At 61.8% G+C, this 25,838-nt stretch carries 25 protein-coding genes and 1 tRNA gene; 25 read left to right on the top strand and 1 reads right to left on the bottom strand.

What is annotated here, in order from left to right; genetic code table 11:
• Positions 1-3: 3 nt before the first annotated feature.
• The 3 genes from carB (at position 4) to AADV58_RS14380 (ending at position 4,220) form a co-directional block, all read left to right on the top strand.
• The gene (carB, locus tag AADV58_RS14390; protein ID WP_341743500.1) at positions 4-3,210 is read left to right on the top strand and encodes a carbamoyl-phosphate synthase large subunit; all 3,207 of its coding nucleotides are present in this window, start codon (positions 4-6) and stop codon (positions 3,208-3,210) included.
• A 69-nt stretch (positions 3,211-3,279) separates the two neighbouring features.
• A complete protein-coding gene (greA, locus tag AADV58_RS14385) occupies positions 3,280-3,756 on the top strand; it encodes a transcription elongation factor GreA (RefSeq protein ID WP_028994572.1) in 477 nt (158 codons plus the stop codon).
• Between the two features lie 2 nt (positions 3,757-3,758).
• Positions 3,759-4,220 carry a DUF4149 domain-containing protein gene (locus AADV58_RS14380; RefSeq protein WP_341743499.1) on the top strand — a complete coding sequence of 154 codons (462 nt, stop codon included), beginning with the start codon at positions 3,759-3,761 and terminating at the stop codon, positions 4,218-4,220.
• A gap of 1 nt (position 4,221) precedes the next feature.
• Here AADV58_RS14380 and AADV58_RS14375 read toward each other — a convergent pair whose 3' ends face one another.
• Entirely contained in the window at positions 4,222-4,569 is a 348-nt protein-coding gene (locus tag AADV58_RS14375; RefSeq protein WP_028994574.1) for a YhbY family RNA-binding protein, read from the bottom strand.
• Positions 4,570-4,601: 32 nt separating this feature from the next.
• On the opposite strand from AADV58_RS14375, the gene rlmE reads away from it, so the two are divergent.
• From rlmE to AADV58_RS14265, 22 genes are all read left to right on the top strand, one after another.
• On the top strand, positions 4,602-5,219 hold the full coding sequence (rlmE, locus tag AADV58_RS14370) for a 23S rRNA (uridine(2552)-2'-O)-methyltransferase RlmE (RefSeq protein ID WP_028994575.1): 618 nt from the start codon (positions 4,602-4,604) through the stop codon (positions 5,217-5,219).
• A gap of 55 nt (positions 5,220-5,274) precedes the next feature.
• Positions 5,275-7,155: an ATP-dependent zinc metalloprotease FtsH gene (ftsH, locus tag AADV58_RS14365; protein WP_281984024.1), complete on the top strand. Its 1,881-nt coding sequence runs from the start codon at positions 5,275-5,277 to the stop codon at positions 7,153-7,155.
• Between the two features lie 48 nt (positions 7,156-7,203).
• Positions 7,204-8,022, top strand: a complete 819-nt coding sequence (gene folP / locus AADV58_RS14360) for a dihydropteroate synthase (RefSeq protein ID WP_341743498.1) — start codon at positions 7,204-7,206, stop codon at positions 8,020-8,022.
• 11 nt (positions 8,023-8,033) lie between these two features.
• Positions 8,034-9,392 carry a phosphoglucosamine mutase gene (glmM, locus tag AADV58_RS14355; RefSeq protein ID WP_341743497.1) on the top strand — a complete coding sequence of 453 codons (1,359 nt, stop codon included), beginning with the start codon at positions 8,034-8,036 and terminating at the stop codon, positions 9,390-9,392.
• 65 nt (positions 9,393-9,457) lie between these two features.
• Positions 9,458-10,207: a triose-phosphate isomerase gene (gene tpiA / locus AADV58_RS14350; protein WP_341743496.1), complete on the top strand. Its 750-nt coding sequence runs from the start codon at positions 9,458-9,460 to the stop codon at positions 10,205-10,207.
• 11 nt (positions 10,208-10,218) lie between these two features.
• A complete protein-coding gene (secG, locus tag AADV58_RS14345) occupies positions 10,219-10,590 on the top strand; it encodes a preprotein translocase subunit SecG (protein WP_341743495.1) in 372 nt (123 codons plus the stop codon).
• Positions 10,591-10,656: 66 nt separating this feature from the next.
• Positions 10,657-10,741 (top strand) — tRNA-Leu (locus AADV58_RS14340).
• A 65-nt stretch (positions 10,742-10,806) separates the two neighbouring features.
• Complete coding sequence (gene ndhC, locus AADV58_RS14335) at positions 10,807-11,181, top strand: NADH-quinone oxidoreductase subunit A (protein WP_366940785.1); 375 nt, start codon at positions 10,807-10,809, stop codon at positions 11,179-11,181.
• A 9-nt stretch (positions 11,182-11,190) separates the two neighbouring features.
• Positions 11,191-11,667: a NuoB/complex I 20 kDa subunit family protein gene (locus tag AADV58_RS14330; protein WP_028994582.1), complete on the top strand. Its 477-nt coding sequence runs from the start codon at positions 11,191-11,193 to the stop codon at positions 11,665-11,667.
• An 18-nt stretch (positions 11,668-11,685) separates the two neighbouring features.
• Positions 11,686-12,291 carry an NADH-quinone oxidoreductase subunit C gene (locus tag AADV58_RS14325; RefSeq protein ID WP_341743494.1) on the top strand — a complete coding sequence of 202 codons (606 nt, stop codon included), beginning with the start codon at positions 11,686-11,688 and terminating at the stop codon, positions 12,289-12,291.
• Entirely contained in the window at positions 12,284-13,537 is a 1,254-nt protein-coding gene (locus AADV58_RS14320; protein WP_298399159.1) for an NADH-quinone oxidoreductase subunit D, read from the top strand. Before AADV58_RS14325 ends, AADV58_RS14320 begins: the two co-directional genes overlap by 8 nt.
• A complete protein-coding gene (nuoE, locus tag AADV58_RS14315; RefSeq protein ID WP_028994585.1) occupies positions 13,537-14,010 on the top strand; it encodes an NADH-quinone oxidoreductase subunit NuoE in 474 nt (157 codons plus the stop codon). Before AADV58_RS14320 ends, nuoE begins: the two co-directional genes overlap by 1 nt.
• Complete coding sequence (gene nuoF, locus AADV58_RS14310) at positions 14,010-15,338, top strand: NADH-quinone oxidoreductase subunit NuoF (RefSeq protein ID WP_341743493.1); 1,329 nt, start codon at positions 14,010-14,012, stop codon at positions 15,336-15,338. Before nuoE ends, nuoF begins: the two co-directional genes overlap by 1 nt.
• 45 nt (positions 15,339-15,383) lie before the next feature.
• Positions 15,384-17,720 (top strand): NADH-quinone oxidoreductase subunit NuoG, encoded by a 2,337-nt coding sequence (gene nuoG / locus AADV58_RS14305; RefSeq protein ID WP_341743492.1) that lies wholly within the window; start codon positions 15,384-15,386, stop codon positions 17,718-17,720.
• Complete coding sequence (nuoH, locus tag AADV58_RS14300; protein ID WP_028994588.1) at positions 17,721-18,770, top strand: NADH-quinone oxidoreductase subunit NuoH; 1,050 nt, start codon at positions 17,721-17,723, stop codon at positions 18,768-18,770.
• 10 nt (positions 18,771-18,780) lie between these two features.
• On the top strand, positions 18,781-19,269 hold the full coding sequence (gene nuoI / locus AADV58_RS14295) for an NADH-quinone oxidoreductase subunit NuoI (protein WP_028994589.1): 489 nt from the start codon (positions 18,781-18,783) through the stop codon (positions 19,267-19,269).
• Between the two features lie 12 nt (positions 19,270-19,281).
• Positions 19,282-19,878 (top strand): NADH-quinone oxidoreductase subunit J, encoded by a 597-nt coding sequence (locus AADV58_RS14290; RefSeq protein WP_028994590.1) that lies wholly within the window; start codon positions 19,282-19,284, stop codon positions 19,876-19,878.
• 14 nt (positions 19,879-19,892) lie between these two features.
• Positions 19,893-20,201 carry an NADH-quinone oxidoreductase subunit NuoK gene (nuoK, locus tag AADV58_RS14285; RefSeq protein WP_211226400.1) on the top strand — a complete coding sequence of 103 codons (309 nt, stop codon included), beginning with the start codon at positions 19,893-19,895 and terminating at the stop codon, positions 20,199-20,201.
• A gap of 2 nt (positions 20,202-20,203) precedes the next feature.
• Positions 20,204-22,216, top strand: coding sequence for an NADH-quinone oxidoreductase subunit L (gene nuoL / locus AADV58_RS14280; protein ID WP_341743491.1), 2,013 nt, complete (start codon positions 20,204-20,206; stop codon positions 22,214-22,216).
• A gap of 32 nt (positions 22,217-22,248) precedes the next feature.
• Positions 22,249-23,733, top strand: a complete 1,485-nt coding sequence (locus AADV58_RS14275; RefSeq protein WP_028994593.1) for an NADH-quinone oxidoreductase subunit M — start codon at positions 22,249-22,251, stop codon at positions 23,731-23,733.
• A 12-nt stretch (positions 23,734-23,745) separates the two neighbouring features.
• Entirely contained in the window at positions 23,746-25,224 is a 1,479-nt protein-coding gene (nuoN, locus tag AADV58_RS14270) for an NADH-quinone oxidoreductase subunit NuoN (RefSeq protein WP_281984634.1), read from the top strand.
• A gap of 61 nt (positions 25,225-25,285) precedes the next feature.
• Positions 25,286-25,825: an NUDIX hydrolase gene (locus AADV58_RS14265; protein WP_341743490.1), complete on the top strand. Its 540-nt coding sequence runs from the start codon at positions 25,286-25,288 to the stop codon at positions 25,823-25,825.
• Positions 25,826-25,838: the final 13 nt, after the last annotated feature.

Below are 25,838 nucleotides of genomic sequence, written 5' to 3'. Positions count from 1 at the left end.
ACGATGCCGAAACGTACAGACATCAAGAGTGTTTTGATCATTGGTGCCGGCCCGATCATCATCGGCCAGGCCTGTGAATTCGACTACTCCGGCGCCCAGGCCTGCAAGGCCCTGCGCGAAGAGGGTTACAAGGTCATCCTGGTGAATTCCAACCCGGCGACGATCATGACCGACCCGGAAATGGCCGACGTCACCTACATCGAACCGATCACCTGGCAGGTCGTCGCCAAGATCATCGAGAAGGAACGTCCGGACGCGCTGCTGCCGACCATGGGCGGCCAGACCGCGCTGAACTGCGCGCTCGATCTCGACCGCGAAGGCGTGCTGGCCAAGTTCGGCGTCGAACTGATCGGTGCTTCCAAGGACGCCATCGACAAGGCCGAAGACCGCCAGAAGTTCAAGGACGCGATGACCAAGATCGGTCTCGGTTCCGCCCGCTCGGCCACGGCGCACAGCATGGAAGAGGCTTACCAGGTGCAGGCGATGATCGGCTTCCCGACCATCATCCGCCCGTCGTTCACGCTCGGCGGCACCGGCGGCGGCATCGCCTACAACATGGAAGAGTTCGAGACCATCTGCAAGCGCGGTCTCGAAGCCTCGCCGACCAACGAGCTGCTGATCGAAGAGTCGCTGCTCGGCTGGAAGGAATACGAAATGGAAGTGGTCCGCGACAAGGCGGACAACTGCATCATCGTCTGCTCGATTGAAAACCTTGATCCGATGGGCGTGCATACCGGCGACTCGATCACCGTTGCCCCGGCCCAGACGCTGACCGACAAGGAGTATCAACTCCTGCGCAATGCCTCGATCGCCGTGCTGCGCGAAATCGGCGTCGATACCGGCGGTTCCAACGTGCAGTTCTCGATCAATCCCAAGGATGGTCGCTGCATCGTCATCGAAATGAATCCGCGCGTTTCGCGTTCGTCGGCGCTCGCCTCCAAGGCGACCGGCTTCCCGATCGCCAAGATCGCCGCCAAGCTGTCGGTCGGCTACACGCTCGACGAACTGACCAACGACATCACCGGCGGCAAGACGCCGGCGTCGTTCGAACCGTCGATCGACTACGTCGTCACCAAGGTGCCGCGTTTTGCCTTCGAAAAATTCCCGCAGGCTGACAATACCCTGACCACGCAGATGAAGTCGGTCGGCGAAGTCATGGCCATGGGCCGCACTTTCCAGGAATCGCTGCAGAAGGCCCTGCGCGGTCTGGAAGTGGGTGTTGACGGCTTCAACCTGAAGACGGTCGATCCGGAAACCATCGACGAGCAACTGGCCCGGCCGACGCCGGATCGCCTGTGGTACGTCGCTGACGCCTTCGGCATCGGCATGTCGGTCGAGCGCGTTTTCGACCTGACCAAGATCGATCCGTGGTTCCTGACCCAGATCAAGGAGATCGTCGATCTCGAACTGGAAGTGGAAAAGCGCGAATTTGCGTCCTTGACCGCCGACGAAGTCCGTTTCCTGAAGCAGAAGGGGTTTGCCGACCGTCGTCTGGCCTACCTGCTGAAGACCAGCGAATCCGAGTTCCGCAAGCGCCGCCATGAACTGGGCGTGCGTCCGGTGTACAAGCGCGTCGATACCTGCGCCGCCGAATTCGCCACCGGCACCGCTTACCTCTACTCGACCTACGACGAAGAGTGCGAAGCGCAGCCGACCGACAAGAAGAAGATCATGGTTCTCGGTGGTGGTCCGAACCGCATCGGTCAGGGCATCGAGTTCGACTACTGCTGCGTGCATGCCGCGATGGCGATGCGCGAAGACGGTTACGAGACGATCATGGTCAACTGCAACCCGGAAACGGTTTCCACCGACTACGACACCTCGGATCGCCTCTACTTCGAGCCGCTGACGCTGGAAGACGTGCTCGAAATCTGCGCCATCGAGAAGCCGGTCGGCGTCATCGTCCAGTACGGTGGCCAGACCCCGCTCAAGCTGGCGCTGGCGCTGGAAGCCAACGGCGTGCCGATCATCGGCACGACGCCGGAATCGATCGACATCGCCGAAGACCGCGAGCGTTTCCAGAAGCTGCTGCACGACCTCGGCCTGAAGCAGCCGCCCAACCGCACGGCGCGCACCGAAGAGGATGCGCTGCGTCTGGCGCAGGAAATCGGCTATCCGCTGGTCGTTCGTCCGTCCTACGTGCTCGGTGGTCGAGCCATGGAAATCGTCCATGAGCAGAAGGATCTCGAGCGCTACATGCGCGAAGCGGTCAAGGTCTCCAACGATTCGCCGGTGCTGCTCGACCGCTTCCTCAACGACGCTGTCGAATGCGACGTCGATGCGCTGTCCGATGGCGAGGAAGTGATCATCGGCGGCGTCATGGAACACATCGAACAGGCCGGCGTGCACTCCGGTGACTCGGCTTGCTCGCTGCCGCCGTACTCGCTGTCTGCAGCCGTCCAGGACGAACTGCGTCGCCAGACCAAGCTGATGGCCAAGGCGCTCAACGTCTGCGGCCTGATGAACGTGCAGTTTGCAATCAAGGACAACGACGTCTACGTGCTCGAAGTCAATCCGCGCGCCTCGCGCACCGTGCCCTACGTGTCCAAGGCGACCGGTCTGCAGTTGGCCAAGATCGCCGCCCGCTGCATGTCGGGCAAGAGCCTCAAGGCCCAGGGCATCACCAGGGAAGTCGTGCCGCCGTACTTCTCGGTCAAGGAAGCTGTCTTCCCCTTCGTCAAGTTCCCGGGCGTCGATACCATCCTCGGCCCGGAAATGAAGTCGACCGGTGAGGTCATGGGCGTTGGTGTCAGCTTCGCCGAAGCTTTCGTCAAGTCGCAACTGGCTGCCGGGGTCAAGCTGCCGTCGTCGGGCAAGGTCTTCCTGTCGGTCAAGGATAGCGACAAGCCGAAGGCGGTCGAGATCGCCCGTCATCTGCACGAGGCCGGCTTCCAGCTGGTTGCCACGCGCGGCACGGCGCAGGCCATCGAGGCTGCCGGCCTGCCGGTGCAGCCGGTCAACAAGGTCACCGAAGGTCGTCCGCACATCGTCGACATGATCAAGAACAACGAGATTGCGCTGATCATCAACACCGTCGAGGAAAAGCGTGGCGCGATCAACGATTCGCGTTCGATCCGGACCTCGGGCCTGCAGGCGCGGGTGACGATGTATACGACGATCTGGGGTGCCGAAGCGGCTGCCGAAGGCATCCGCAACCTTGGCGAACTCGTGGTGTATCCAATTCAGGCGCTGCACGCGCAGCTTCACTGAGACCAACCAGAACCACCGCCGGGTCGTCCCTTCCGGGCGCCGGCGGTTTTGCTTTTGCAGGGAAAAGACATGAGCAAAGTTCCGTTGACTGTAACTGGCGCCGAAAAACTCCGCGAGGAGCTGCATCGGCTGAAGACCGTCGATCGCCCCTGGGTGATCGCTGCGATCGCCGAAGCGCGTGCCCACGGTGATCTCTCCGAAAACGCCGAGTACGATGCCGCCAAGGAGCGCCAGGGTTTCATCGAAGGGCGTATCCAGGAAGTCGAAGGCAAGTTGTCGAACGCCCAGATCATCGATCCCAAACTGCTTGATGCCGACGGTCGCTGCGTGTTTGGCGCCACGGCGGAGATCGAGGATCAGGACAGCGGTGAAGTCTTCACTTACCAGATCGTCGGTGAGGACGAGGCCGATATCAAGAATGGCAAGCTGTCGGTGGCGTCGCCGATGGCCCGGGCGCTGATCGGCAAGTACGCCGGCGATATCGCTCAGGTGCAGGCGCCTGGCGGTATCCGGGAATTCGAGATTCTCGACATCCGCTACGAATAAGCATGCGCCGCCTGTCGGAAGCCCTCTATCTGTTTGCGATCACCCTGTGGATCGGTGGTTTGTGGGTGATTGGCTATCTGGTGGCGCCGGTCCTGTTCGCCAATCTCAGTGACCGACAGTTGGCCGGCATGGTGGCCGGCAAGCTGTTTGCGCTGATTGGCTGGATCGGTCTGGGGGCGGCGGCTTATCTGGTGGTGTTTCTGTTGGCGCGGCACGGCGTGCGTGCTTTGCGCGGCGCCGGACTGTGGCTGGTTCTGCTGATGGCGGTGCTGGCGGCCGCCCAGTTGTTCGGAATTCAGCCACTGATGGAGCAGCTCAAGCTGGCGGCAGTGGCCCAGGAGGCGATGGCAAGCGTGACCCGCGATCGCTTCGCCACCTGGCACGGCATCTCCAGCATCGTTTACCTGATCCAGAGCCTGCTCGGCCTGTGGCTGCTGTTGTGGAGCGGGCGAGGCCTGCGCTGAATCAGCCCTGGAAGCTGCGCTTGGTGCGGCGCGGTGCCGCCGGACGCGGTTTTGCCGTATTCTTCGGCGCAGAACTTTCAGGATTTTCGCGATAGACGACCAGCAGTTTGCCGATGTGCTGTACCGGCGCCGCAGCAAGTTCCTGGCAGATACGTTCGTAGTAGGCCAGGCGATCCTCGCGGCTGTCGCCATAGACGCGGATCTTGATCAGTTCGTGCGCCTTGAGGCAGACGTCGATTTCCTTGAGGACGGCGTCGGTGAGGCCGTTTTCGGAGATCGAGACGACCGGATTGAGGCCATGGGCCTGGGCGCGCAGTTCGCGCACCTGGGCAGAGTTTAGTTGTTGCATGTGAAAACCTTTCAAAAACGGCATTTTACCGAATGAAACGAACCAGAACCAGCAAGGCGTGGATGCGCGAGCATGTGAACGACCCCTACGTCCAGCTCGCCAAGAAGGAGGGTTGGCGTTCGCGAGCCGCTTTCAAGCTGATGGAGATCGACGACAAGGACAAGTTGCTGCGGCATGGCGAGGTGGTCGTTGACCTCGGCGCAACGCCGGGCGGCTGGTCGCAGGTGGCGGTGCAGCGGGTTGGCGGCGGCGGATTGGTGTTCGCGCTCGACCTGCTGGAAATGGACCCGATCCACGGTGTGCACTTCATCCAGGGCGATTTTCGCGAGGACGAGGTCCTGCAGCAACTCGAAGAAAAACTCGGCGATCGTCGGGTAGGGCTTGTAATGTCCGACATGGCCCCCAATATGTCAGGTGTACCCTTGGTCGATCAGGCCCGGGTGATGCACTTGGCGGAACTGGGGCTTGAGTTCTCGCGGGCCCATTTGAAACCTGATGGCGCTTTTCTGGTCAAAGTTTTCCAGGGCAGCGATTACGAGGCTTTCGTCAAGGCGATGCGTGAGACTTTCCGCACCGTCGCCGTGCGTAAACCGGATGCTTCGCGTGACCGCAGCCCGGAGATTTACTTGCTCGGCCGCACATTGCGGTGATGGTTTTGTTTAGAATGGTGTTTTTATCGCTCGACGAAGCAGAAGGAGAGCACGCTTGAACAACATGTTCAAAAATCTCGCAATCTGGATGGTGATCGGCCTGGTGCTGATGACTGTGTTCAACCAGTTCAACAGCCGTCAGGTGGCGACCGGTGCCGTCGAGTATTCGCAATTCCTCGAGGAAGTGAAGCAAGGGCGTATCGCCAAGGTGGTCATGGAGGGCCGCACGCTGAAGGCGACGACGACCGAAGGCCGTCGTATCACCAGTTATGCGCCGCCGGATCTTTGGCTGGTCTCCGATCTGTTGAAATACGACGTCAAGATCGAAGCCAAGCCGGAAGAAGAGCCCTCTTTCCTGATGAGCATTTTCGTCAGTTGGTTCCCGATGCTGCTGCTGATCGGCGTCTGGGTCTTCTTCATGCGCCAGATGCAGGGCGGCGGCAAGGGCGGCGCGTTCTCCTTCGGCAAGTCGAAGGCGCGCATGATGGACGAGTCCACCAACGCCATCACCTTCGCCGATGTGGCCGGTTGCGACGAAGCGAAGGAAGAAGTGCAGGAGATCGTTGATTTCCTGCGTGACCCGTCAAAATTCCAGAAGCTCGGCGGTCGCATTCCCAAGGGCGTGCTGATGGTCGGCAACCCGGGTACCGGCAAGACCTTGCTGGCCAAGGCCATCGCCGGCGAAGCAAAGGTGCCTTTCTTCAGCATCTCCGGCTCCGATTTCGTTGAAATGTTTGTCGGCGTGGGCGCGGCCCGGGTCCGCGACATGTTCGAAAACGCCAAGAAGCACGCACCGTGCATCCTGTTCATCGACGAAATCGACGCCGTCGGTCGTCATCGCGGCGCTGGCCTGGGTGGCGGTAACGACGAACGCGAACAGACGCTGAACCAGTTGCTGGTCGAGATGGATGGTTTTGAAGGTCATTCGGGCATCATCGTCATCGCCGCAACCAACCGTCCGGACATCCTTGACCCGGCGCTGCTGCGTCCGGGCCGTTTCGACCGCCAGGTCGTCGTGCCGTTGCCGGATATCCGCGGCCGTGAGGAAATCCTCAAGGTGCACATGCGCAAGGTGCCGATTGCCGGCGATATCAAGGCTGATGTGATCGCTCGTGGTACCCCGGGATTCTCCGGTGCCGACCTGGCCAACCTGGTCAATGAGGCGGCGCTGTTTGCGGCGCGACGCAACAAGCGTCTGGTGGACATGGACGACTTCGAAATGGCCAAGGACAAGATCATGATGGGCGCCGAGCGTCGCAGCATGGTCATGACCGAGGATGAGAAGATGAACACGGCCTACCACGAGTCGGGTCACGCCGTGGTTGCCAAGCTGGTGCCGAAGTCGGACCCGGTGCACAAGGTCACGATCATCCCGCGCGGTCGCGCCCTCGGCCTGACCATGCAGTTGCCTGAGCAGGATCGTTATGCCTACGACCGTCAGTACCTGATGAGCCGGATCGCCGTGCTGTTCGGTGGCCGGATCGCCGAGGAACTGTTCATGAACCAGATGACCACCGGTGCGTCCAACGACTTCGAGCGGGCAACGGCCATGGCGCGTGACATGGTCACCCGTTACGGCATGTCCGATCTCGGCGTGATGGTCTATGGCGAGAACGAGGGCGAGGTCTTCCTGGGCCGTTCGGTGACGCAGCACAAGAACGTTTCTGAAGCGACGATGCAGAAGGTCGACGCCGAGATTCGTCGCATCATCGACCAGCAATACGCGCTTGCCCGTCAATTGCTCGAAGACAATCGCGACAAGGTCGAGGCCATGACCAAGGCGCTGCTCGAATGGGAAACCATCGATGCCGACCAGATCGACGACATCATGGCCGGCAAGCCGCCGCGCGAGCCCAAGCCGACGCAGGGCATCAAGCCTGCCAGTCCGCCGGATGAAAAGCCGGATGCCGAGCCGAGTGCGCCGGCAACGGCCTGATCGAAAGCTATCGAACAAGCCGGGAGCGTGCTCCCGGCTTTTTTCATCATGAATAGCATCCACTGTGGCAAATACCGGCTGGGGCGTGAACGCCCGCTGATCATGGGCATTGTCAACCTGACGCCGGATTCATTTTCCGGCGACGGTCTGACTGGCGACCTCGAGCAGGCGATAGCTCATGCGCGAGCGCAGCTTGATGCTGGCGCCGATATTCTCGATATCGGCGCCGAATCGTCGCGTCCCGGTGCCGTACCGACTCCGGTCGACGAGGAGTTGCGCCGTCTGCTGCCGGTGTTGCGCGAGATTACTCGCTGGGGTGTGCCGGTTTCCGTCGATACCTACAAGCCCGAGGTCATGCGTGCTGCGCTCGAAGCTGGCGCGAGCATGATCAATGACATTGCCGGGATGGCCAGTGACGCGGCCTTGTCAGCTGTGGCCGGCAGTGACTGCGCGGTGTGCGTGATGCACATGCAGGGCGTTCCCGGAACGATGCAGCAGGCACCGGCTTACACCGACGTCGTTGCCGAGGTTGATGACTGGCTGGCGGCAACCGTGGCGCGTTGCCTGGCGGCGGGTATCGCGCGCGAGCGGCTGATCGTCGATCCCGGCTTCGGTTTTGGCAAGAAACTCGAGCATAATGTAGCGCTGTTCCGGGCCATGCGCCGCGATGATGCGGCGTTGCCGGTGCTGGTCGGGGTGTCGCGCAAGTCGATGCTCGGTCAGATTGCCGGCCGACCGGTTGAGGAACGGCTGGCGGCCAGCGTGACCGCCGCCGTGCTGGCGGCGGAGCGCGGGGCGGCGATCCTGCGGGTTCATGATGTCGCAGAAACAAAAGATGCGCTGGCTGTCTGGTCGGCGTTGAAATAGGGAGAGTGACGGTGACAAGAAAATATTTCGGTACCGACGGCGTGCGCGGTCGGGTGGGGCAGGCCCCGATTACCCCGGACTTCGTGATGCGCCTCGGCTATTCAGCTGGCAAGGTGCTGCTGGCCAAGGGCGAAATGCCCGCTGGCGAACGTCCGTCCGTGCTCATCGGCAAGGACACCCGGGTTTCCGGCTACATGCTGGAATCGGCGCTGGAGGCGGGTTTTTCGGCGGCCGGTGTCGATGTCTGCCTGGTCGGACCGATGCCGACGCCGGCCATCGCCTACCTGACCCGGGCGCTGCGCCTGCAGGCCGGGATCGTGATTTCGGCGTCGCACAATCCCTATTACGATAACGGGATCAAGTTTTTCTCGGCGCAGGGCACCAAGCTACCCGATGAAGTCGAGCAGGCCATCGAGGCCGGCATCGACCAGGAAATCGTCTGCGTTCCCTCACCAGACCTTGGCCGGGCGCGCCGGATCGACGATGCGCGCGGTCGCTACATCGAGTTCTGCAAGAGCACTTTTCCCAACGACTTCGACCTGCGCGGACTGAAGATCGTTGTCGATTGCGCGCACGGTGCCGCCTATCACATCGCCCCGGACGTGTTCCATGAACTGGGGGCGGAGGTGGTGGTGATCGGCGGCCAGCCGAACGGCCTGAACATCAACGAGAAGGTCGGGGCGACCGCGCCGAAGGCGCTGTGCGATGCGGTCCTGGTCAATCGCGCCGATCTCGGCATCGCGCTCGACGGTGACGCCGACCGCATCATGATGGTCGACGCCGAGGGCAATCTTTACGACGGCGACCAGTTACTGATGGCCATCGTTCGCAGTCGTGCCGCCAAGGGGCCGGTCAATGGCGTGGTCGGTACGCTGATGAGCAATCTTTCGCTGGAGCGGGCGCTGGCCGGGATGAATATTCCCTTCGTGCGGGCGGCAGTCGGCGATCGCTATGTGGTCGAGGCGCTGCATCGCAACGGCTGGCTGTTCGGCGGCGAAAATTCCGGACACATCCTGGCTCTGGACCGTCATTCGACCGGCGACGGCATCATCGCCGGCCTGCAGGTGCTGGCCGCCTTGCGCGAGTCGGGCGGCGACCTCAAGACCCTGCTTGGTGCCTTGCCGCTTTATCCGCAGAAACTGATCAACGTCCCGGTCGTTCGCGGCTTCGACTGGCAAGCCAGCCCGGCCATCGCGGCAGCCCGCGATCTCGTCGAGCGGCGTCTTGACGGTCGTGGCCGTGTCCTGCTGCGTCCTTCGGGGACCGAGCCGCTGCTACGGGTGATGGTCGAAGGCGAGGATGCGCAGGCGGTTGTTGCCGCTGCCGAAGAGATTGCGGCGGCGGTCAGGGTGGCGGCTGGCGAGGGGTGAGCATTGACCGGCCGGGTGGCCAATCGATATAATCCTCAGGTTTTAGCCATCGGAATCACCGAGCCATGCGCCGCAAGCTAGTCGCTGGAAACTGGAAGATGAACGGCAGCCTTTCCGCCAATGGCGGATTGCTGGCGGATATTCTCGCCGGTCTGGGCGATGTCACCTGCGAAGTCGTGGCCTGTCCGCCGTTTCCCTATCTGGCGCAGGCGCAGGCCATGCTCTCGGCCAGTCCGGTCGGGCTGGGGGCGCAGACGCTGAGCGAACATCCGGCAGGTGCCTTCACTGGTGAAGTCGGGGCGGAAATGCTGCGGGAATTCGGCTGCCGTTATGTGCTGGTTGGTCATTCCGAGCGACGCAGCCTGTTCGGCGAGTCCGATGCCGTGGTTGCGGCCAAGCTGGCTGCGGCACTTGCCGTCGGTCTGGTGCCGGTGCTGTGTCTCGGCGAAACCCTGGCTGAGCGTGAGGCCGGGCAGACGGAAGCGGTTGTCTCGCGGCAGTTGCAGGCGGTCCTGGATCGTGTTGGCGTTGCCGCGCTGTCGGGGGGTGTGCTGGCTTACGAGCCGGTGTGGGCCATCGGTACGGGGCTGACGGCGACGCCGGCGCAGGCGCAAGCGGTGCATGCCCATATCCGGGCCTGTCTGGCGGCGCACGATGCGGCAGTGGCAGCGGAGGTGCGCATCCTCTACGGCGGCAGTGTCAAGCCGCAAAACGCGCAGGAGTTGTTTGGGCAGCAGGACATCGATGGTGGTCTGATCGGTGGGGCTTCCTTGGTGGCAGAAGATTTCTTGGCGATTTGTCGCGCCGCAAACTGATAGGCATAAAAATGAACTGGTTGTTTTCTGTGGTTTTGACGGTCCATATCCTGGTCGCCTTGGCGATCATCGGCCTGGTGCTGATGCAGCACGGCAAGGGCGCCGACATGGGGGCGGCTTTCGGTAGCGGTTCCTCGGGCAGCCTGTTCGGCGCTTCGGGGTCGGCGAACTTCCTCAGTCGTACCACTGCGGTGCTGGCGACGGTGTTCTTCCTGACCAGTCTTTCGCTGGCCTACATTGCCTCCGACAAGCCAAAAACGGCTGGTAGTCTGATGCAAGAGGCTGTACAATCGCAGCCTGTTTCGACGGCGGTCCCGGCTGCTGCTGAGGCCGCTGGAGCGCCTGCTGGTGCGGGTTCGAAGGCGCAGGAAGTACCGAAGTAATTTCAAGGTAACGCAAGGAAATTCGCCCGGCACGAGTCCTCGTCGGGTGGGTTGAAAAATACACGTGCCGACGTGGTGAAATTGGTAGACACGCTATCTTGAGGGGGTAGTGGCGCAAGCTGTGCGAGTTCGAGTCTCGCCGTCGGCACCAAATATAAAGTGGGCTGGCCGTTGCAATCCGGTCGTCCCGAATAAAAACTTACAACTTGGCGGCGGATCATGGAAGCCTACTTTCCAATCCTGATGTTCGTGCTCGTGGGGGTCGCGGTCGGTGTCTTGCCGATGGCGATGGGCTTTGTGCTCGCTCCGCGTCGCCCGGATCCCGAAAAGCTCTCGCCCTATGAATGCGGCTTCGAGGCCTTCGAAGACGCGCGCATGAAATTCGACGTGCGCTACTACCTGGTTGCGATCCTGTTCATCCTGTTCGACCTCGAAATCGCCTTCCTTGTACCGTGGGCGGTCGTTTTCTCGGACATGGTGGCAATCGATTCGCTGAAGGTTTTCGGCTTCGTCGAAATGTTGATCTTCATGGGCATTCTGGCACTGGGCGATATCTACGCCTGGGCCAAGGGTGCGCTTGAGTGGGAATGAGGGCGCCAAATGGCAATCGAAGGTATTCTGCAAGAGGGTTTTGTCACCACCACGGCTGACAAGCTCATCAACTACATGCGCACCGGCTCGATGTGGCCGATGACCTTTGGCCTGGCCTGCTGCGCCGTGGAGATGATCCACGCCGGCTGTTCCCGCTATGACCTGGACCGCTTCGGCATCGTCTTCCGGCCGAGTCCGCGCCAGTCCGATGTGATGATCGTCGCCGGCACGCTGACCAACAAGATGGCGCCGGCGCTGCGCAAGGTCTATGACCAGATGGCCGAGCCGCGCTGGGTCATTTCCATGGGCTCCTGTGCCAATGGCGGTGGCTACTATCACTATTCCTACTCGGTGGTGCGCGGCTGCGACCGCATCGTCCCGGTCGACATCTATGTGCCGGGCTGTCCGCCGACGGCTGAAGCCCTGCTTTACGGGCTGATCCAGCTGCAGAACAAGATCCGCCGCACCAATACCATTGCCCGCTAACTTTCGAGGCTGATCCCTATGTCCGCCAAGCTGGAAACGCTTAGCCAGAAATTGCAGGATCGTTTCGGAGACAAGCTGCTGTCGACCAAGCTCGCCCTCGGTGAGCTGACCGTGGAAGTCGCCGCCAACGATTATTTTGCCTTCATGCAGACGCTGCGCGACGACGCCGGCCTTTCCTTCGAGGAATTGATCGACCTCTGCGGCGTCGATTACTCGACCTGGGGCGATGGCGCCTGGACCGGCAAGCGTTTTGCGACGACCGTGCATCTGCTGTCGATTGCCCACAACGTCCGCCTGCGCGTCCGCGTCTTCGCCGACAACGACGATTTCCCGGCGGTCGATTCGGTGACCTCGCTGTGGACCAGTGCCAACTGGTTCGAGCGCGAGTCCTTCGACCTCTACGGCATCGCCTACGTCGGTCACGAAGATCTGCGCCGCATCCTGACCGACTACGGTTTCATCGGTCATCCCTTCCGCAAGGATTTCCCGATTTCGGGCCATGTCGAGATGCGCTATGACCCGGATCAGGGTCGCGTGATCTACCAGCCCGTTACCATCGAACCGCGCGAGAACACGCCGCGCATCGTCCGCGAAGACACCTACGGGGATCCGGCACATGGCTGATATCCGCAACTACACCCTCAACTTCGGTCCGCAACACCCGGCCGCGCACGGCGTGCTGCGTCTGGTGCTGGAAATGGACGGCGAAGTCGTCCAGCGTGCCGATCCGCACATCGGCCTGCTCCACCGCGCCACCGAAAAGCTGGCCGAGACCCGGACCTGGGTCCAGTCCGTGCCCTACATGGATCGTCTCGACTATGTCTCGACGATGTGCAACGAGCACGCCTACTGCCTCGGCGTCGAGAAGCTGCTGCAGCTCGAAGTGCCGGAGCGCGGCAAGTACATCCGCACGATGTTCGACGAAGTCACGCGCATTCTCAACCACCTGTTGTGGATCGGCTGTCACGCCCTCGACGTCGGCGCGATGACCATGGCGCTGTACACCTTCCGCGAACGCGAAGACCTGATGGATGCCTACGAGGCGGTCTGCGGTGCGCGTCTGCACGCGGCCTACTACCGTCCGGGCGGCGTCTATCGCGACCTGCCGGACCGCATGCCGCAGTACCGCGAGTCCACCTGGACCAGCGCCAAGAAGGCCAAGGAACTCAACGACAATCGCAGTGGTTCGCTGCTCGACTTCCTCGAGGATTTCACCGACCGCTTCCCGAAATACCATGCCGAGTACCACACGCTGCTGACCGACAACCGGATCTGGAAACAGCGTCTGGTCCATGTCGGCGTGGTCAGCCCGGAACGGGCCATGCAACTCGGCTTCACCGGCGCCATGCTGCGCGGTTCCGGGATTGCCTGGGACCTGCGCAAGAAGCAGCCCTACGCGGCCTACGACAAGGTCGACTTCGACGTGCCGGTCGGCGTCAATGGCGACAGCTATGACCGCTACCTGGTGCGCATGGAGGAAATGCTCCAGTCGAACCGCATCATCAAGCAGTGCATCGCCTGGTTGCGCGCCAACCCGGGTCCGGTGATCACCGACAATCACAAGGTGGCACCGCCGAACCGCGAGGCGATGAAGTCGAACATGGAAGAGCTGATCCACCACTTCAAGCTGTTCACCGAAGGCATCCACGTGCCGCCGGGCGAGGCCTATGCCGCGATCGAACATCCGAAGGGCGAGTTCGGCATCTATTTCGTTTCCGACGGTGCCAACAAGCCCTACCGGATGAAGATCCGCGCGCCGGGCTTTGCGCATCTGGCGGCGATGGACGAAATGGCGAAGGGCCACATGCTGGCCGACGTCGTGACGATCATCGGTTCCCAGGATGTTGTTTTTGGCGAGATTGACCGCTGATGTTTTCCGCTGACACCCTACAGAAATTCGCCCGCGAGGTCGCCAAGTACCCCGCCGAGCAGAAGCAGTCGGCCGTCATGGCCTGTCTGGCCCACGCCCAGGAAGAAAAGGGCTGGCTGCCGCCCGAGGCCATCGAAGCCGTTGCCGATTATCTCGGCATGCCGCCGATCGCTGCCTACGAGGTTGCTTCCTTCTACAACATGTACGACCTGAAGCCGGTCGGCAAGTACAAGATCACGGTGTGTACCAACCTGCCGTGCGCGCTGTCCGGCGGTTATCACGCCGGCGAGTACCTGCAGCAGAAGCTCGGCGTCGGTTACGGCGAGACCACTGCCGACGGCAAGTTCACGCTCAAGGAAGGCGAGTGCATGGGCGCCTGCGGCGACGCGCCGGTGTTCATCGTCAATAACCGCTCGATGTGCAGCCACATGCATCCGGAACAGATCGACAAGCTCCTTGAGGAGTGCAAATAATGGCCATGTTGGGGGCAATCAATCCGGTCCTGATGGCCGGCCTGAATGGTGATGACAGTTGGCGCCTGAAGGATTACGTCGCCCGTGGCGGCTACGAGCAGTTGAAGCGGATCCTGCAGACCGGCATGACCCAGGAAGACGTCATCGGCGAAGTCAAGAAATCGGTCCTGCGCGGCCGTGGCGGCGCCGGTTTTCCGACCGGTCTGAAGTGGTCGTTCATGCCGCGTTCCTTCCCTGGCGACAAGTACGTCGTCTGCAATACCGACGAAGGCGAACCGGGGACCTTCAAGGACCGCGACATCATGCGCTACAACCCGCATGCGGTCATCGAGGGCATGATCATCGCCGGTTTCGCGATGGGCGCCAATCGTGGCTACAACTACGTGCACGGCGAAATCTGGGAAATCTACAAGCGCTTCGAGGAAGCGCTCGACGAAGCCCGTGCTGCCGGTCTGCTCGGCCAGAACATCCTCGGCACCCAGTTCAGCTTCGAACTGTTTGCCCATCATGGTTACGGCGCCTACATCTGCGGCGAGGAAACCGCGCTGCTTGAATCGATCGAGGGCAAAAAGGGCCAGCCGCGCTTCAAGCCGCCGTTCCCGGCGTCCTTCGGTCTGTACGGCCGGCCGACGACGATCAACAACACCGAGACCTTCGCCTCCATCCCCTTCATCCTGAAGATGGGCGGCGAGGAATTCCTCAACCTGGGCAAGCCGAACAACGGCGGCACCAAGCTGTTCTCGGTGTCCGGCCACGTCAATCGCCCGGGCAACTACGAAATCCCGCTCGGCACGCCGTTCTCGACCCTGCTCGAAATGTGCGGCGGCATGCGCGGCGGGCGCAAGCTGAAAGCGGTTATCCCCGGCGGTTCGTCGGCCCCGGTCATGCCGGCCGACGTGATCATGGACTGCACCATGGATTACGACTCGATCAGCAAGGGCGGGTCGATGCTCGGTTCCGGCGCGGTCATCGTCATGGACGAGACGGTGTGCATGGTCAAGGCGCTGGAGCGTCTGTCCTTCTTCTACCACGAGGAATCCTGTGGCCAATGCACGCCCTGCCGTGAAGGTACGGCCTGGATGTACAAGGTCGTGCATCGCATCGAGAACGGGCAGGGCAAGCCGGAAGACCTCGACCTGCTCAACAGCGTGCTCGGCAACATCGCCGGCCGGACCATCTGCGCGCTCGGCGACGCAGCGGCCTTCCCGGTGCAGAGTTTCCTCAAGCATTTTGGCAGCGAATTCGAGTACCACATCGAGCACAAGACCTGTCTGGTCCCGAAGGATGTCCAGTGGGCCGGCAGCGGCTTCCACAAGATCCCGGCCTGACGGCTTACGCGTTAGTTACGAAAGAACTGGCTACAAGGTAGCGACATGCTAGAAATCGAAATCGACGGCAAGAAAGCGCAAGTGCCCGACGGCAGCACGGTGATGGATGCCGCGCAGCAGTTGGGTGTCTATATCCCGCACTTCTGCTACCACAAGAAATTGTCCATCGCGGCCAACTGCCGGATGTGCCTGGTCCAGGTGGAAAAGGCGCCGAAGCCGCTGCCCGCGTGCGCGACGCCGGTGACCAACGGGATGAAGGTATTCACCCACTCCGATCTGGCCGTCAAGGCACAGAAGGGGGTGATGGAATTCCTGCTGATCAACCACCCGCTCGACTGCCCGATCTGCGATCAGGGCGGTGAATGTCAGCTGCAGGACATGTCGGTCGGTTACGGCCCGATGCAGAGCCGCTACACCGAGGAAAAGCACGTCGTCTTCCACAAGGAGGTCGGCCCGTTGATCTCGATGCAGGAAATGAGCCGTTGCATTCACTGTACGCGCTGCGTCCGTTTCGGCCAGGAAGTCGCCGGCATCATGGAACTGGGCATGGCCAACCGCAACATGCACTCCGAGATCATGACCTTCGTCGGTCGTTCGGTCGATTCCGAACTGTCCGGCAACATGATCGACCTGTGCCCGGTTGGCGCGCTGACCTCGAAGCCGTTCCGCTACACCGCCCGCTCGTGGGAACTGCAACGGCGCAAGTCGGTCAGCCCGCACGATTCGGTCGGCGCCAACCTGGTCGTCCAGGTCAAGCACGACAACGTGATGCGCGTTCTGCCGCGCGAGAACGAAGCGGTCAACGAGTGCTGGATTTCCGACAAGGAACGCTTCTCCTACCAGGCACTGAATTCCGATGCCCGCCTGACCAAACCGATGGTCAAGCAGGGTGGCGAGTGGCGTGAGGTCGAATGGAATGTCGCCCTCGACTACGTCGCTCACGGCCTCAAGGACATCGTCCGCGATCACGGCGGTGACGCCGTCGCCGCGCTGGCTGCACAGCATGCCACGGTCGAGGAACTGTTCCTGCTGGGCAAGCTGATGAAGGGCATGGGCAGCGGCAATATCGATTTCCGCGCCCGCCAGTCCGACTTCGGCACTGACTTCAAGCGCGCCGGTGCGCCCTGGCTGGGCATGCGCCTGGCCGAGATCAAGGATCTCGACGCCGCGCTGGTAGTCGGTTCCTTCCTGCGCAAGGATCATCCGCTGATCGCACAGCGCCTGCGTCAGGCCGCCAAGAAGTGGACCAAGGTCAGCCTGCTGTCGGTGGCCGGCGACGATCAACTGATCAAACTCTACGGCAGCCTCACCGTGGCGCCGTCGCAACTGGCGCTGGCGCTGGCCGCAGTGGTTCGCGCCGCCGCCGAGGCCAAGGGCGTGGCCGTGCCGGCCGGCCTGGAAAACGCCGCCGTCTGCGACGAAAGCCGCAAGATTGCCGCCAGCCTGCTTGAAGGCGAGAAGCGCGCGATCTTCCTCGGCAACGTCGCCACCCAGTGTGCCGACGCCACCCAACTGCACGCGCTGGCCAACCAGCTTGGCGCCATCACCGGGGCTACTGTCGGTTTCCTCGGCGAGAGCGGCAACACGGTCGGCGCCCACCTGGCCTGGGCGCTGCCGAATCAGGCCAACGCCCGCCAGATGTTCGAGCAGCCGCGTCGCGGCTACGTGCTCTACGGTGTCGAACCGGAACTCGATTGCGCCAATCCGCAGCCGGTCATGGCCGCGCTGAAGCAGGCGGCCATGGTCGTCGTCATGTCGCCGTTCAAGTCGCCGGCGGCGCTTGAATACGCCGACGCGATCCTGCCGGTGGCACCCTTCACCGAAACCTCGGGCACCTTCGTCAATATCGAAGGCCGCATCCAGTCGTTCAACGGTGTCGTCAAACCGCGCGGCGAAACCCGTCCGGGCTGGAAGGTGCTGCGCGTGCTCGGCAACGTCCTCAATCTCGATGGCTTTGCTTACACCAGCAGCGAGCAGGTCCGCGACGAAGTGCTCGGCGCCGGTGCCGAATTCGCTGCCGGTCTCGATAACGGCCTTAACGGCGTTGCCATCGCCCTGCCAGCTGCTGCGGCGACAAGCGGTCTGCAACGCATCGCCGACGTGCCCATTCACTTTGCCGATCCGCTGGCCCGCCGTGCGCCGGCATTGCTGCAGACGGCCGATGGCGTCGCCCCGACGCTGCGCGCCGCTGCGGCAACGCTGGCCGCGATCGGTGTCGAGTCCGGCGCTTCGGTGCGGGTTCGCCAGGGCAACGGCGAAACCGTGCTGGTCGCCCGTCTCGACGACCAGGTGCCGGCCGGCTGCGTCCGCGTTGCTGCGGCGCATCCGACGACTGCGATGCTGGGCGAAATGTTCGGCGACATCACCGTGGAGCGTGCATAAATGGACGCACTGATGAATTTCGGACAAGGGATCTTCGGCGGCGCCTGGCCGGCCGTGTGGACCCTGATCAAGATCGTCCTGATCGTCGCCCCGCTGATGCTGGGCGTCGCCTACCTGACTTACTTCGAGCGCAAGGTCATCGGCTTCATGCAGGTACGTATCGGCCCCAACCGGGTCGGTCCCTGGGGTCTGATCCAGCCGATCGCCGACGGTCTGAAGCTGCTGCTCAAGGAAATCATCGTTCCCAGCGGTTCGAGCAAGGCAGTCTTTGTCATCGCCCCGATGCTGGCCATCGCGCCGGCGCTGGCCGCCTGGGCGGTGATCCCCTTCACCGACACGCTGGTTCTCGCCAATATCGACGCCAGCCTGCTCTACATCCTGGCGATCACCTCGATGGGCGTCTATGGCGTGATCCTGTCCGGCTGGGCGTCGAACTCCAAGTACGCCTTCCTCGGCGCGATGCGTTCGGCAGCGCAGATGGTGTCGTATGAAATCGCCATGGGCTTCGCCCTGATCACCGTGCTGATGATTGCCGGTACGCTGAACTTCGTCGATATCGTCGATGGTCAGAACAAGGGCATGTTCGCCGACATGGGGCTGGGCTTCCTGTCGTGGAACTGGCTGCCGTTGCTGCCGATGTTCCTGGTGTACCTGATCTCCGGCACCGCCGAACTGAACCGCGCACCGTTCGACATCGCCGAAGGCGAATCGGAAATCGTCGCCGGCTTCCACGTTGAATACTCGGGCATGGCCTTCGCGCTGTTCTTCCTCGCCGAGTACGCCAACATGATCCTGGTGGCGGCGCTCACTTCCCTGCTGTTCCTGGGTGGCTGGCTGTCGCCGGTCGGTTTCCTGCCGGATGGAATCTGGTGGATGTTCGCGAAGATGTCCTTCGTGCTCTTCCTGTTCCTGTGGTTCCGCGCCACCTTCCCGCGTTATCGCTACGACCTGTTGATGCGCCTTGGCTGGAAGGTCTTCCTGCCGCTGTGTTTCTTCTGGGTCATCATCGTCGGCGCGTGGATGATCAGCCCGCTGAACATCTGGAATTGAGGAGAGAAGAATGGGTTCGATGAAGGAAGTCTTCAACAGCCTCTTCCTCAAGGAGCTGCTGAAAGGCATGTCGGTGACGGGCAAGTATTTCTTCGCCCGCAAGATCACCGTCCAGTATCCGGAAGAAAAGACGCCGCAGTCCTTCCGTTTCCGCGGCCTGCACGCGCTGCGCCGCTACGAGAACGGCGAGGAACGCTGCATTGCCTGCAAGTTGTGCGAGGCGATCTGCCCGGCCATGGCCATCACCATCGAGGCCGAGCCGCGTGACGACGGTTCGCGCCGGACGACGCGCTACGACATCGATCTGACCAAGTGCATCTTCTGCGGTTTCTGCGAGGAAGCCTGCCCGGTCGATGCCATCGTCGAGACGCGCATTTTCGAATATCACGGCGAGAAGCGCGGTGATCTCTACTACACCAAGCAGATGCTGCTGGCCAACGGTGATCGCTACGAACAGCAGATCGCCGAAGACCGCGCACTCGATGCGCCCTACCGCTGACAGGTGCCTGTAATGGATTTTCAAACCGCTGTCTTTTTCTTCCTCTCGGCGATCCTGGTGTTTGCCGCGCTGCGTGTGATCACCGCGCGCAACCCGGTCTATGCCGCCTTGCACCTGATGCTCGCCTTCTTCACCACCGGCGGTCTCTGGCTGATGCTGCAGGCCGAGTTCCTCGCCATCGCGCTGATCGTCGTCTATGTCGGCGCGGTGATGGTGCTCTTCCTGTTCGTCGTGATGATGCTCGACATCAACATCGACCGCATCCGCGAAGGCTTCTGGCGCTACCTGCCGCTCGGTGCCGTGCTCGGTCTGGTCATGGTGCTGGAAATGGGTCTGGTGCTCGGCAGCAAGTACTTCCAGGTACCGATCTCGGAAGTCGTGGTTCCGGCCGGGGTGTCCAACACCAAGGAAATCGGTGCGCTGCTGGTGACCGACTACGTCTTCCCCTTCGAACTCGCCGCCGTGATCCTGCTGGTCGGCATGATCGCTGCCGTGGTGCTGACCTTCCGCGGCCGCAAGGCATCGAAGATCTCGAATCCGAACACGCAGGTGTTCGTCAAGGCCAAGGACCGCGTGCGCGTGCTCCAGATGCCTGTTGAAAAGGACTGACCGGGGCGACCATGCTGACACTTTCCCTTTCGCACTTCCTGATCCTCGGCGCGATCCTGTTCGCCATCGCCGTGGTCGGCATCTTCCTCAACCGGAAGAACCTGATCGTGCTGCTGATGGCCATCGAACTGATGCTGCTGGCGGTCAACATGAACTTCGTGGCGTTTTCGCATTTCCTTGGCGATCTCTCCGGGCAGGTCTTCGTCTTCTTCATCCTTGCCGTCGCGGCGGCCGAGGCCGCCATCGGCCTGGCCATCCTGATCGTGCTGTTCCGCAACCTCAAGAGCATCCATGTGGATGACCTGGGCAGCCTGAAGGGTTAAACATGGACATGAAATCGCTCTACTTGCTCGTACCGCTGGCGCCGCTGGTCGGTGCCATCATCGCCGGCCTGTTCTGCCGCATCATCCCGCGCTGGGTCGCCCATACCGCGACCATCGCCGGTGTTGGCATTGCCTTCGCCGCCTCGGTGGTGATCTTCATGGACGTGATGGCCGGCAACACCTTCAACGGTACGGTCTATACCTGGCTGACCTCCGGCACCTACACCTTTGAAGTCGGTTTCCTGATCGACACGCTGACTGCGACGATGATGCTGGTCGTCACCTCGGTGTCGCTGATGGTGCATATCTACACCATCGGCTACATGAAGGAAGACCCGGGCTACAACCGTTTCTTCAGCTACATCTCGCTGTTCACCTTCTCGATGCTGATGCTGGTGATGGCCAACAACTTCATGCAGCTCTTCTTCGGCTGGGAAGCGGTCGGCCTGGTCTCCTACCTGCTGATCGGTTTCTGGTACACCCGGCCGACGGCGATCTTCGCCAACATGAAGGCCTTCCTGGTCAACCGTGTCGGCGACTTCGGCTTCATCCTCGGCATCGGCCTGGTCCTGGCGCACTTCGGTACGCTTGACTACGCCACGGTGTTTGCCAAGGCACCGGAATTCGCCAGCGCCACGATCAACATCTGGGGCGATCAGGAATGGTCGCTGATGACCGTCACCTGCATCTGCCTGTTCATCGGCGCCATGGGCAAGTCGGCGCAAGTGCCGCTGCACGTCTGGCTGCCTGACTCGATGGAAGGCCCGACCCCGATCTCGGCACTGATCCACGCCGCAACCATGGTGACCGCCGGTATCTTCATGGTGGCCCGGACCTCGCCGCTGTTCGAACTGTCGACCACGGCGCTGTCCTTCGTCATCGTCATCGGCGCCATCACCGCGCTGTTCATGGGCTTCCTCGGCATCATCCAGAACGACATCAAGCGCGTCGTCGCCTACTCGACGCTGTCGCAACTCGGCTACATGACCGTCGCCCTGGGGGCTTCGGCCTACTCGGTGGCGATCTTCCACCTGATGACCCACGCCTTCTTCAAGGCGCTGCTGTTCCTTGCCGCCGGCTCGGTGATCATCGGCATGCACCACGACCAGGACATCCGCAACATGGGCGGCCTGCGCAAGTACATGCCGATCACCTGGATCACCTCGTTGATCGGTTCGCTGGCCCTGATCGGCACGCCTTTCCTGTCCGGTTTCTACTCCAAGGACTCGATCATCGAAGCGGTCAAGTTCTCCGACATTCCGGGCGCCGGCTTTGCCTACTTCGCCGTGCTGGCTGGTGTCTTCGTCACCGCCTTCTACTCCTTCCGCATGTACTTCCTGGTCTTCCACGGTGAGGAGCGCTTCGGCAAGGACGACCATGGTCACGGTCATGACGACCACGGCGACGATCATCACCACGGCCTGGCACCCGGCCAGAAGCCGCACGAAACGCCCTGGGTGGTGACGCTGCCGCTGGTGCTGCTGGCGATTCCGTCGGTGATCGTCGGTTACATCGCGGTTGGTCCGATGCTCGCCGGTGACTACTTCAAGGATGTGATCTACGTCGATCAGGCTGCCCACCCGGCGCTGGCCACCTTCCTCAGCCACTTCCATGGCGCGGCCGCGATGGGCATGCACGCCTTCGTCACCCCGGCCTTCTACCTGGCCTTCGGCGGTGTCGCCCTGTCGTGGTTCTTCTACATGAAGCGTCCGGACATTCCGGCGGCGATCCAGCGTCGTTTCGCCGGCATCAACACGCTGCTCGAGAACAAGTACTACTTCGACAAGATCAACGAATTCGTCTTCGCCGGTGGCGCCCGCGTGCTGGGCAAGGCCCTGTGGCGCGGCGGCGACGTCGGTCTGATCGATGGCCTGATCGTCAATGGCTCGGCCCGACTGGTCGGCTGGGTGTCCTCCATCAGCCGCCTCTTCCAGACCGGTTTCGTCTATCACTACGCCTTCGCGATGATCATCGGCCTGATTGCCCTGATGACGCTCTGGCTCAACCGCGCATAGTCTGAATCGCACGCAGAACAGCAAGGAATAACATGTCGAATTACCCGCTGCTATCTCTCGCCATCTGGATCCCCATCGGGGCGGGCCTGCTCGTCCTGATGACCGGCGGTGACCGCAATGCGCCGCTGGCCAGAATGCTCGCCCTCGCCGGCGCCGTTGCCGGCTTCCTCGTCACCGTGCCCTTGTGGCTCGGCTTCGACGTCAGCCAGGGCGGCATGCAGTTCGTCGAACTGGCCAACTGGATTCCGCGTTTCAACATCAACTACCACCTCGGTGTCGATGGCATCTCGATGCTCTTCGTGGTGCTCAACGCCTTCATCACCATCATCGTCGTCGCTGCCGGCTGGGAAGTGATCCAGAACAAGGTCGCCCAGTACATGGCCGCCTTCCTGATCATGTCCGGCCTGATGAACGGCATCTTCAGCTCGCTCGACGGCATCCTGTTCTACGTCTTCTTCGAAGCCTCGCTGATTCCGCTGTACCTGATCATCGGTGTCTGGGGCGGTGCCAACCGCGTCTATGCGGCGTTCAAGTTCTTCCTCTACACGCTGTTCGGCTCGCTGCTCTTCCTGCTGGCGCTGATGTACCTGTTCTTCCAGTCCGGCGGCAGCTTCTCCATCCTCGACTGGCACAAGCTGCCGATCGAGCTGACGCCACAGATCTGGGTCTTCCTTGCCTTCCTGATTGCTTTTGCGGTCAAGGTGCCGATGTGGCCGGTGCATACCTGGTTGCCGGATGCCCACGTCGAAGCGCCAACCGGCGGCTCCATCGTGCTGGCGGCCATCGGCCTCAAGCTCGGTGCCTACGGTTTCCTGCGCTTCTCGCTGCCGATCGCGCCGGATGCCTCCCAGGAACTGGCCGGCTTCATCATCGTCCTGTCGCTGATCGCCGTGGTCTATATCGGTTTCGTCGCCCTGATCCAGGCCGACATGAAGAAACTGGTCGCCTACTCGTCGATCGCCCACATGGGCTTCGTCACCCTCGGTTTCTTCATGTTCAGCGCGCTGGCCATCGAAGGCGCGCTGGTGCAGATGATCTCCCACGGTTTCGTCTCCGGCGCCATGTTCTTCTGTATCGGCGTCATGTACGACCGCGTGCATAGCCGCCAGATCGCCGATTACGGCGGCGTGGTCAACACCATGCCGAAGTTCGCTGCGCTGTTCATGCTGTTCACCATGGCCAATGCCGGTCTACCGGCGACTTCCGGCTTCGTCGGCGAATTCATGGTCATCCTGGCTGCCGTCGAATTCAACTTCTGGGTGGCTGTCCTTGCCGCCAGTTCGCTGATTATGGGTGCCGCCTACTCGCTGTGGATGTACAAGCGGGTGATCTTCGGCGCTGTGGCCAACAAGCATGTCGAGGAACTCACCGACATCAACGGGCGCGAGTTCGCCATCCTCGCCGTGCTGGCCATCTGCACGCTGTGGATGGGTCTGTACCCGCAAGTTTTCACCGAAGTCATGCACGCCTCGGTCAATGACCTGCTGCGTCACGTGGCCGTCAGCAAGATTCACTAAACGGTAGCCGACATGTTCGACAATTTCGTTATTCCCGACCTCCTGCCGGCTGCTCCGGAAATCTTCCTGGCGACGATGGCCATGGCCATCCTGATGATCGATCTCTTCGTCAAGGACAGCCGTCGCACCGTGACCTTCGTGCTGACCCAGCTGACCCTGCTCGGTGCGGCAGCGATCCAGATCTACACGAGCAGCGGCGAAGTCACCTACACCTTCAGCAACATGTTCGTCGACGACATGATGGCCGACCTGCTGAAGCTGTTCCTGTACATGACCATGATCGTCGTCATGTTCTACTCGCGCGCTTACCTGTTCGACCGCCCGGAAATGAACAAGGGCGAGTACTACGTGTTGGCGCTGTTTGCCACGCTGGGCATGCTGGTCATGATTTCGGCCAACAACTTCGTCACCCTGTACGTCGGTCTCGAACTGCTGTCGCTGTCGCTGTACGCGATGGTGGCGATGAACCGCGATTCGCTGGCCTCGACCGAGGCGGCGATGAAGTACTTCGTGCTCGGCGCCCTGGCGTCCGGCATGCTGCTCTACGGCATGTCGATGATCTACGGTGCCACCGGCACGCTGGAAATCACCGAACTGGCCGAAGTCCTGTATCAGGGTGAGAGCAACCGTACCGTGCTGATCTTCGGCCTGGTCTTCCTGGTCGCCGGTCTGGCCTTCAAGTTGGGCGTCGTTCCCTTCCACATGTGGATTCCCGACGTCTATCACGGCGCGCCGACCCCGGTGACCCTGCTCATCGGTTCGGCCCCCAAGCTGGCCGCCTTCGCCATCGTCATGCGTCTGCTGGTCAGCGGCCTGATCACCCTGGCCGAAGACTGGCAGGGCATGCTGATCATCCTGTCGGTGCTGTCGATGGCCGTCGGCAACCTGGCTGCCATTGCCCAGACCAACCTCAAGCGCATGCTGGCCTATTCGGCGATCTCGCACATGGGCTTCATGCTGCTCGGCATCGTTACCGGCGTCGTCGGCGGCGATCCCCGCTACGCCCTGAATGCCTACAGCTCGGCGATGTTCTACGTGATCGTCTATGTGCTGACCACGACAGCCGCTTTCGGCATGATCCTGCTGATGGCCCGCGCCGGTTTCGAAGCCGACGAACTCGACGACTACAAGGGGCTGAACAAGCGCAGCCCGTGGTTTGCCGCGATCATGCTGATGATCATGTTCTCGATGGCTGGTGTTCCCTTCTTCGTCGGCTTCTTCGCCAAGTTCTCGGTGCTGCAGGCGGTTGTCGCGGCCGGTTACCTATGGCTGGCGGTCGTTGCCGTGCTGTTCTCGCTGATCGGCGCCTTCTACTACCTGCGTGTGGTCAAGCTGATGTATTTCGATGCACCGGTCGAGGAAACGCCGATTTCGGCCGGTCTCGACATGCGCATCCTGATCTCCGCCAACGGTTTGGCGATGGCCGGGCTTGGCCTGTTCCCGCAACTGATCATGTCGCTGTGCGCCTACGCCTTGCTGCGCTCACTGTGATGTCGTAACAACAGCCAAACGCCCCGCCGAGTCGGGGCGTTTTCCATTGGGGAAGATGAACATGTCCGATGCGCATTTGATCGAATCAGAACTGAGTTCCGAAAGCGTCTTCGAGGGCTGCCTGCTCAAGGTACGCAAGGACACCGTGCGCCTGCCCAATGGCGCGACCTCGGTACGTGAGTACATCCATCATCCCGGCGCGGTGGTGATCCTGGCCTTCCTGCCGAATGGCAAGCTGCTGTTCGAACGCCAGTTTCGTTACCCCTTGCGCCAGGTGTTCCTCGAATTGCCTGCCGGCAAGATCGATCCCGGTGAAGCCCTGGCCGAAACCGCCCGCCGCGAATTGCGCGAGGAAACCGGTTATCTGGCTGCCCGTTGGGAGCACCTGGGCGTCATGCATCCCTGTATCGGCTATTCGGATGAGCGCATCGAAATTTTCGTTGCCCGCGATCTGCAGGGCGAGGGCCGGCAGGAACTCGACCACAACGAATTCCTCGAAGTGGTCGAACTGTCGCCGGCAGAAGCACGCCAAGCCGTATTCGACGGCCGGATCACCGATGCCAAAACCATTACGGCGCTGTTCTGGCTGGAGCGCTGCTAAAAAAATCCCGCCT

Source organism: Azonexus hydrophilus (genome assembly GCF_038368255.1).
GTDB lineage: Bacteria > Pseudomonadota > Gammaproteobacteria > Burkholderiales > Rhodocyclaceae > Azonexus > Azonexus hydrophilus.
This window is presented reverse-complemented; position numbering and strand designations above follow the sequence as displayed.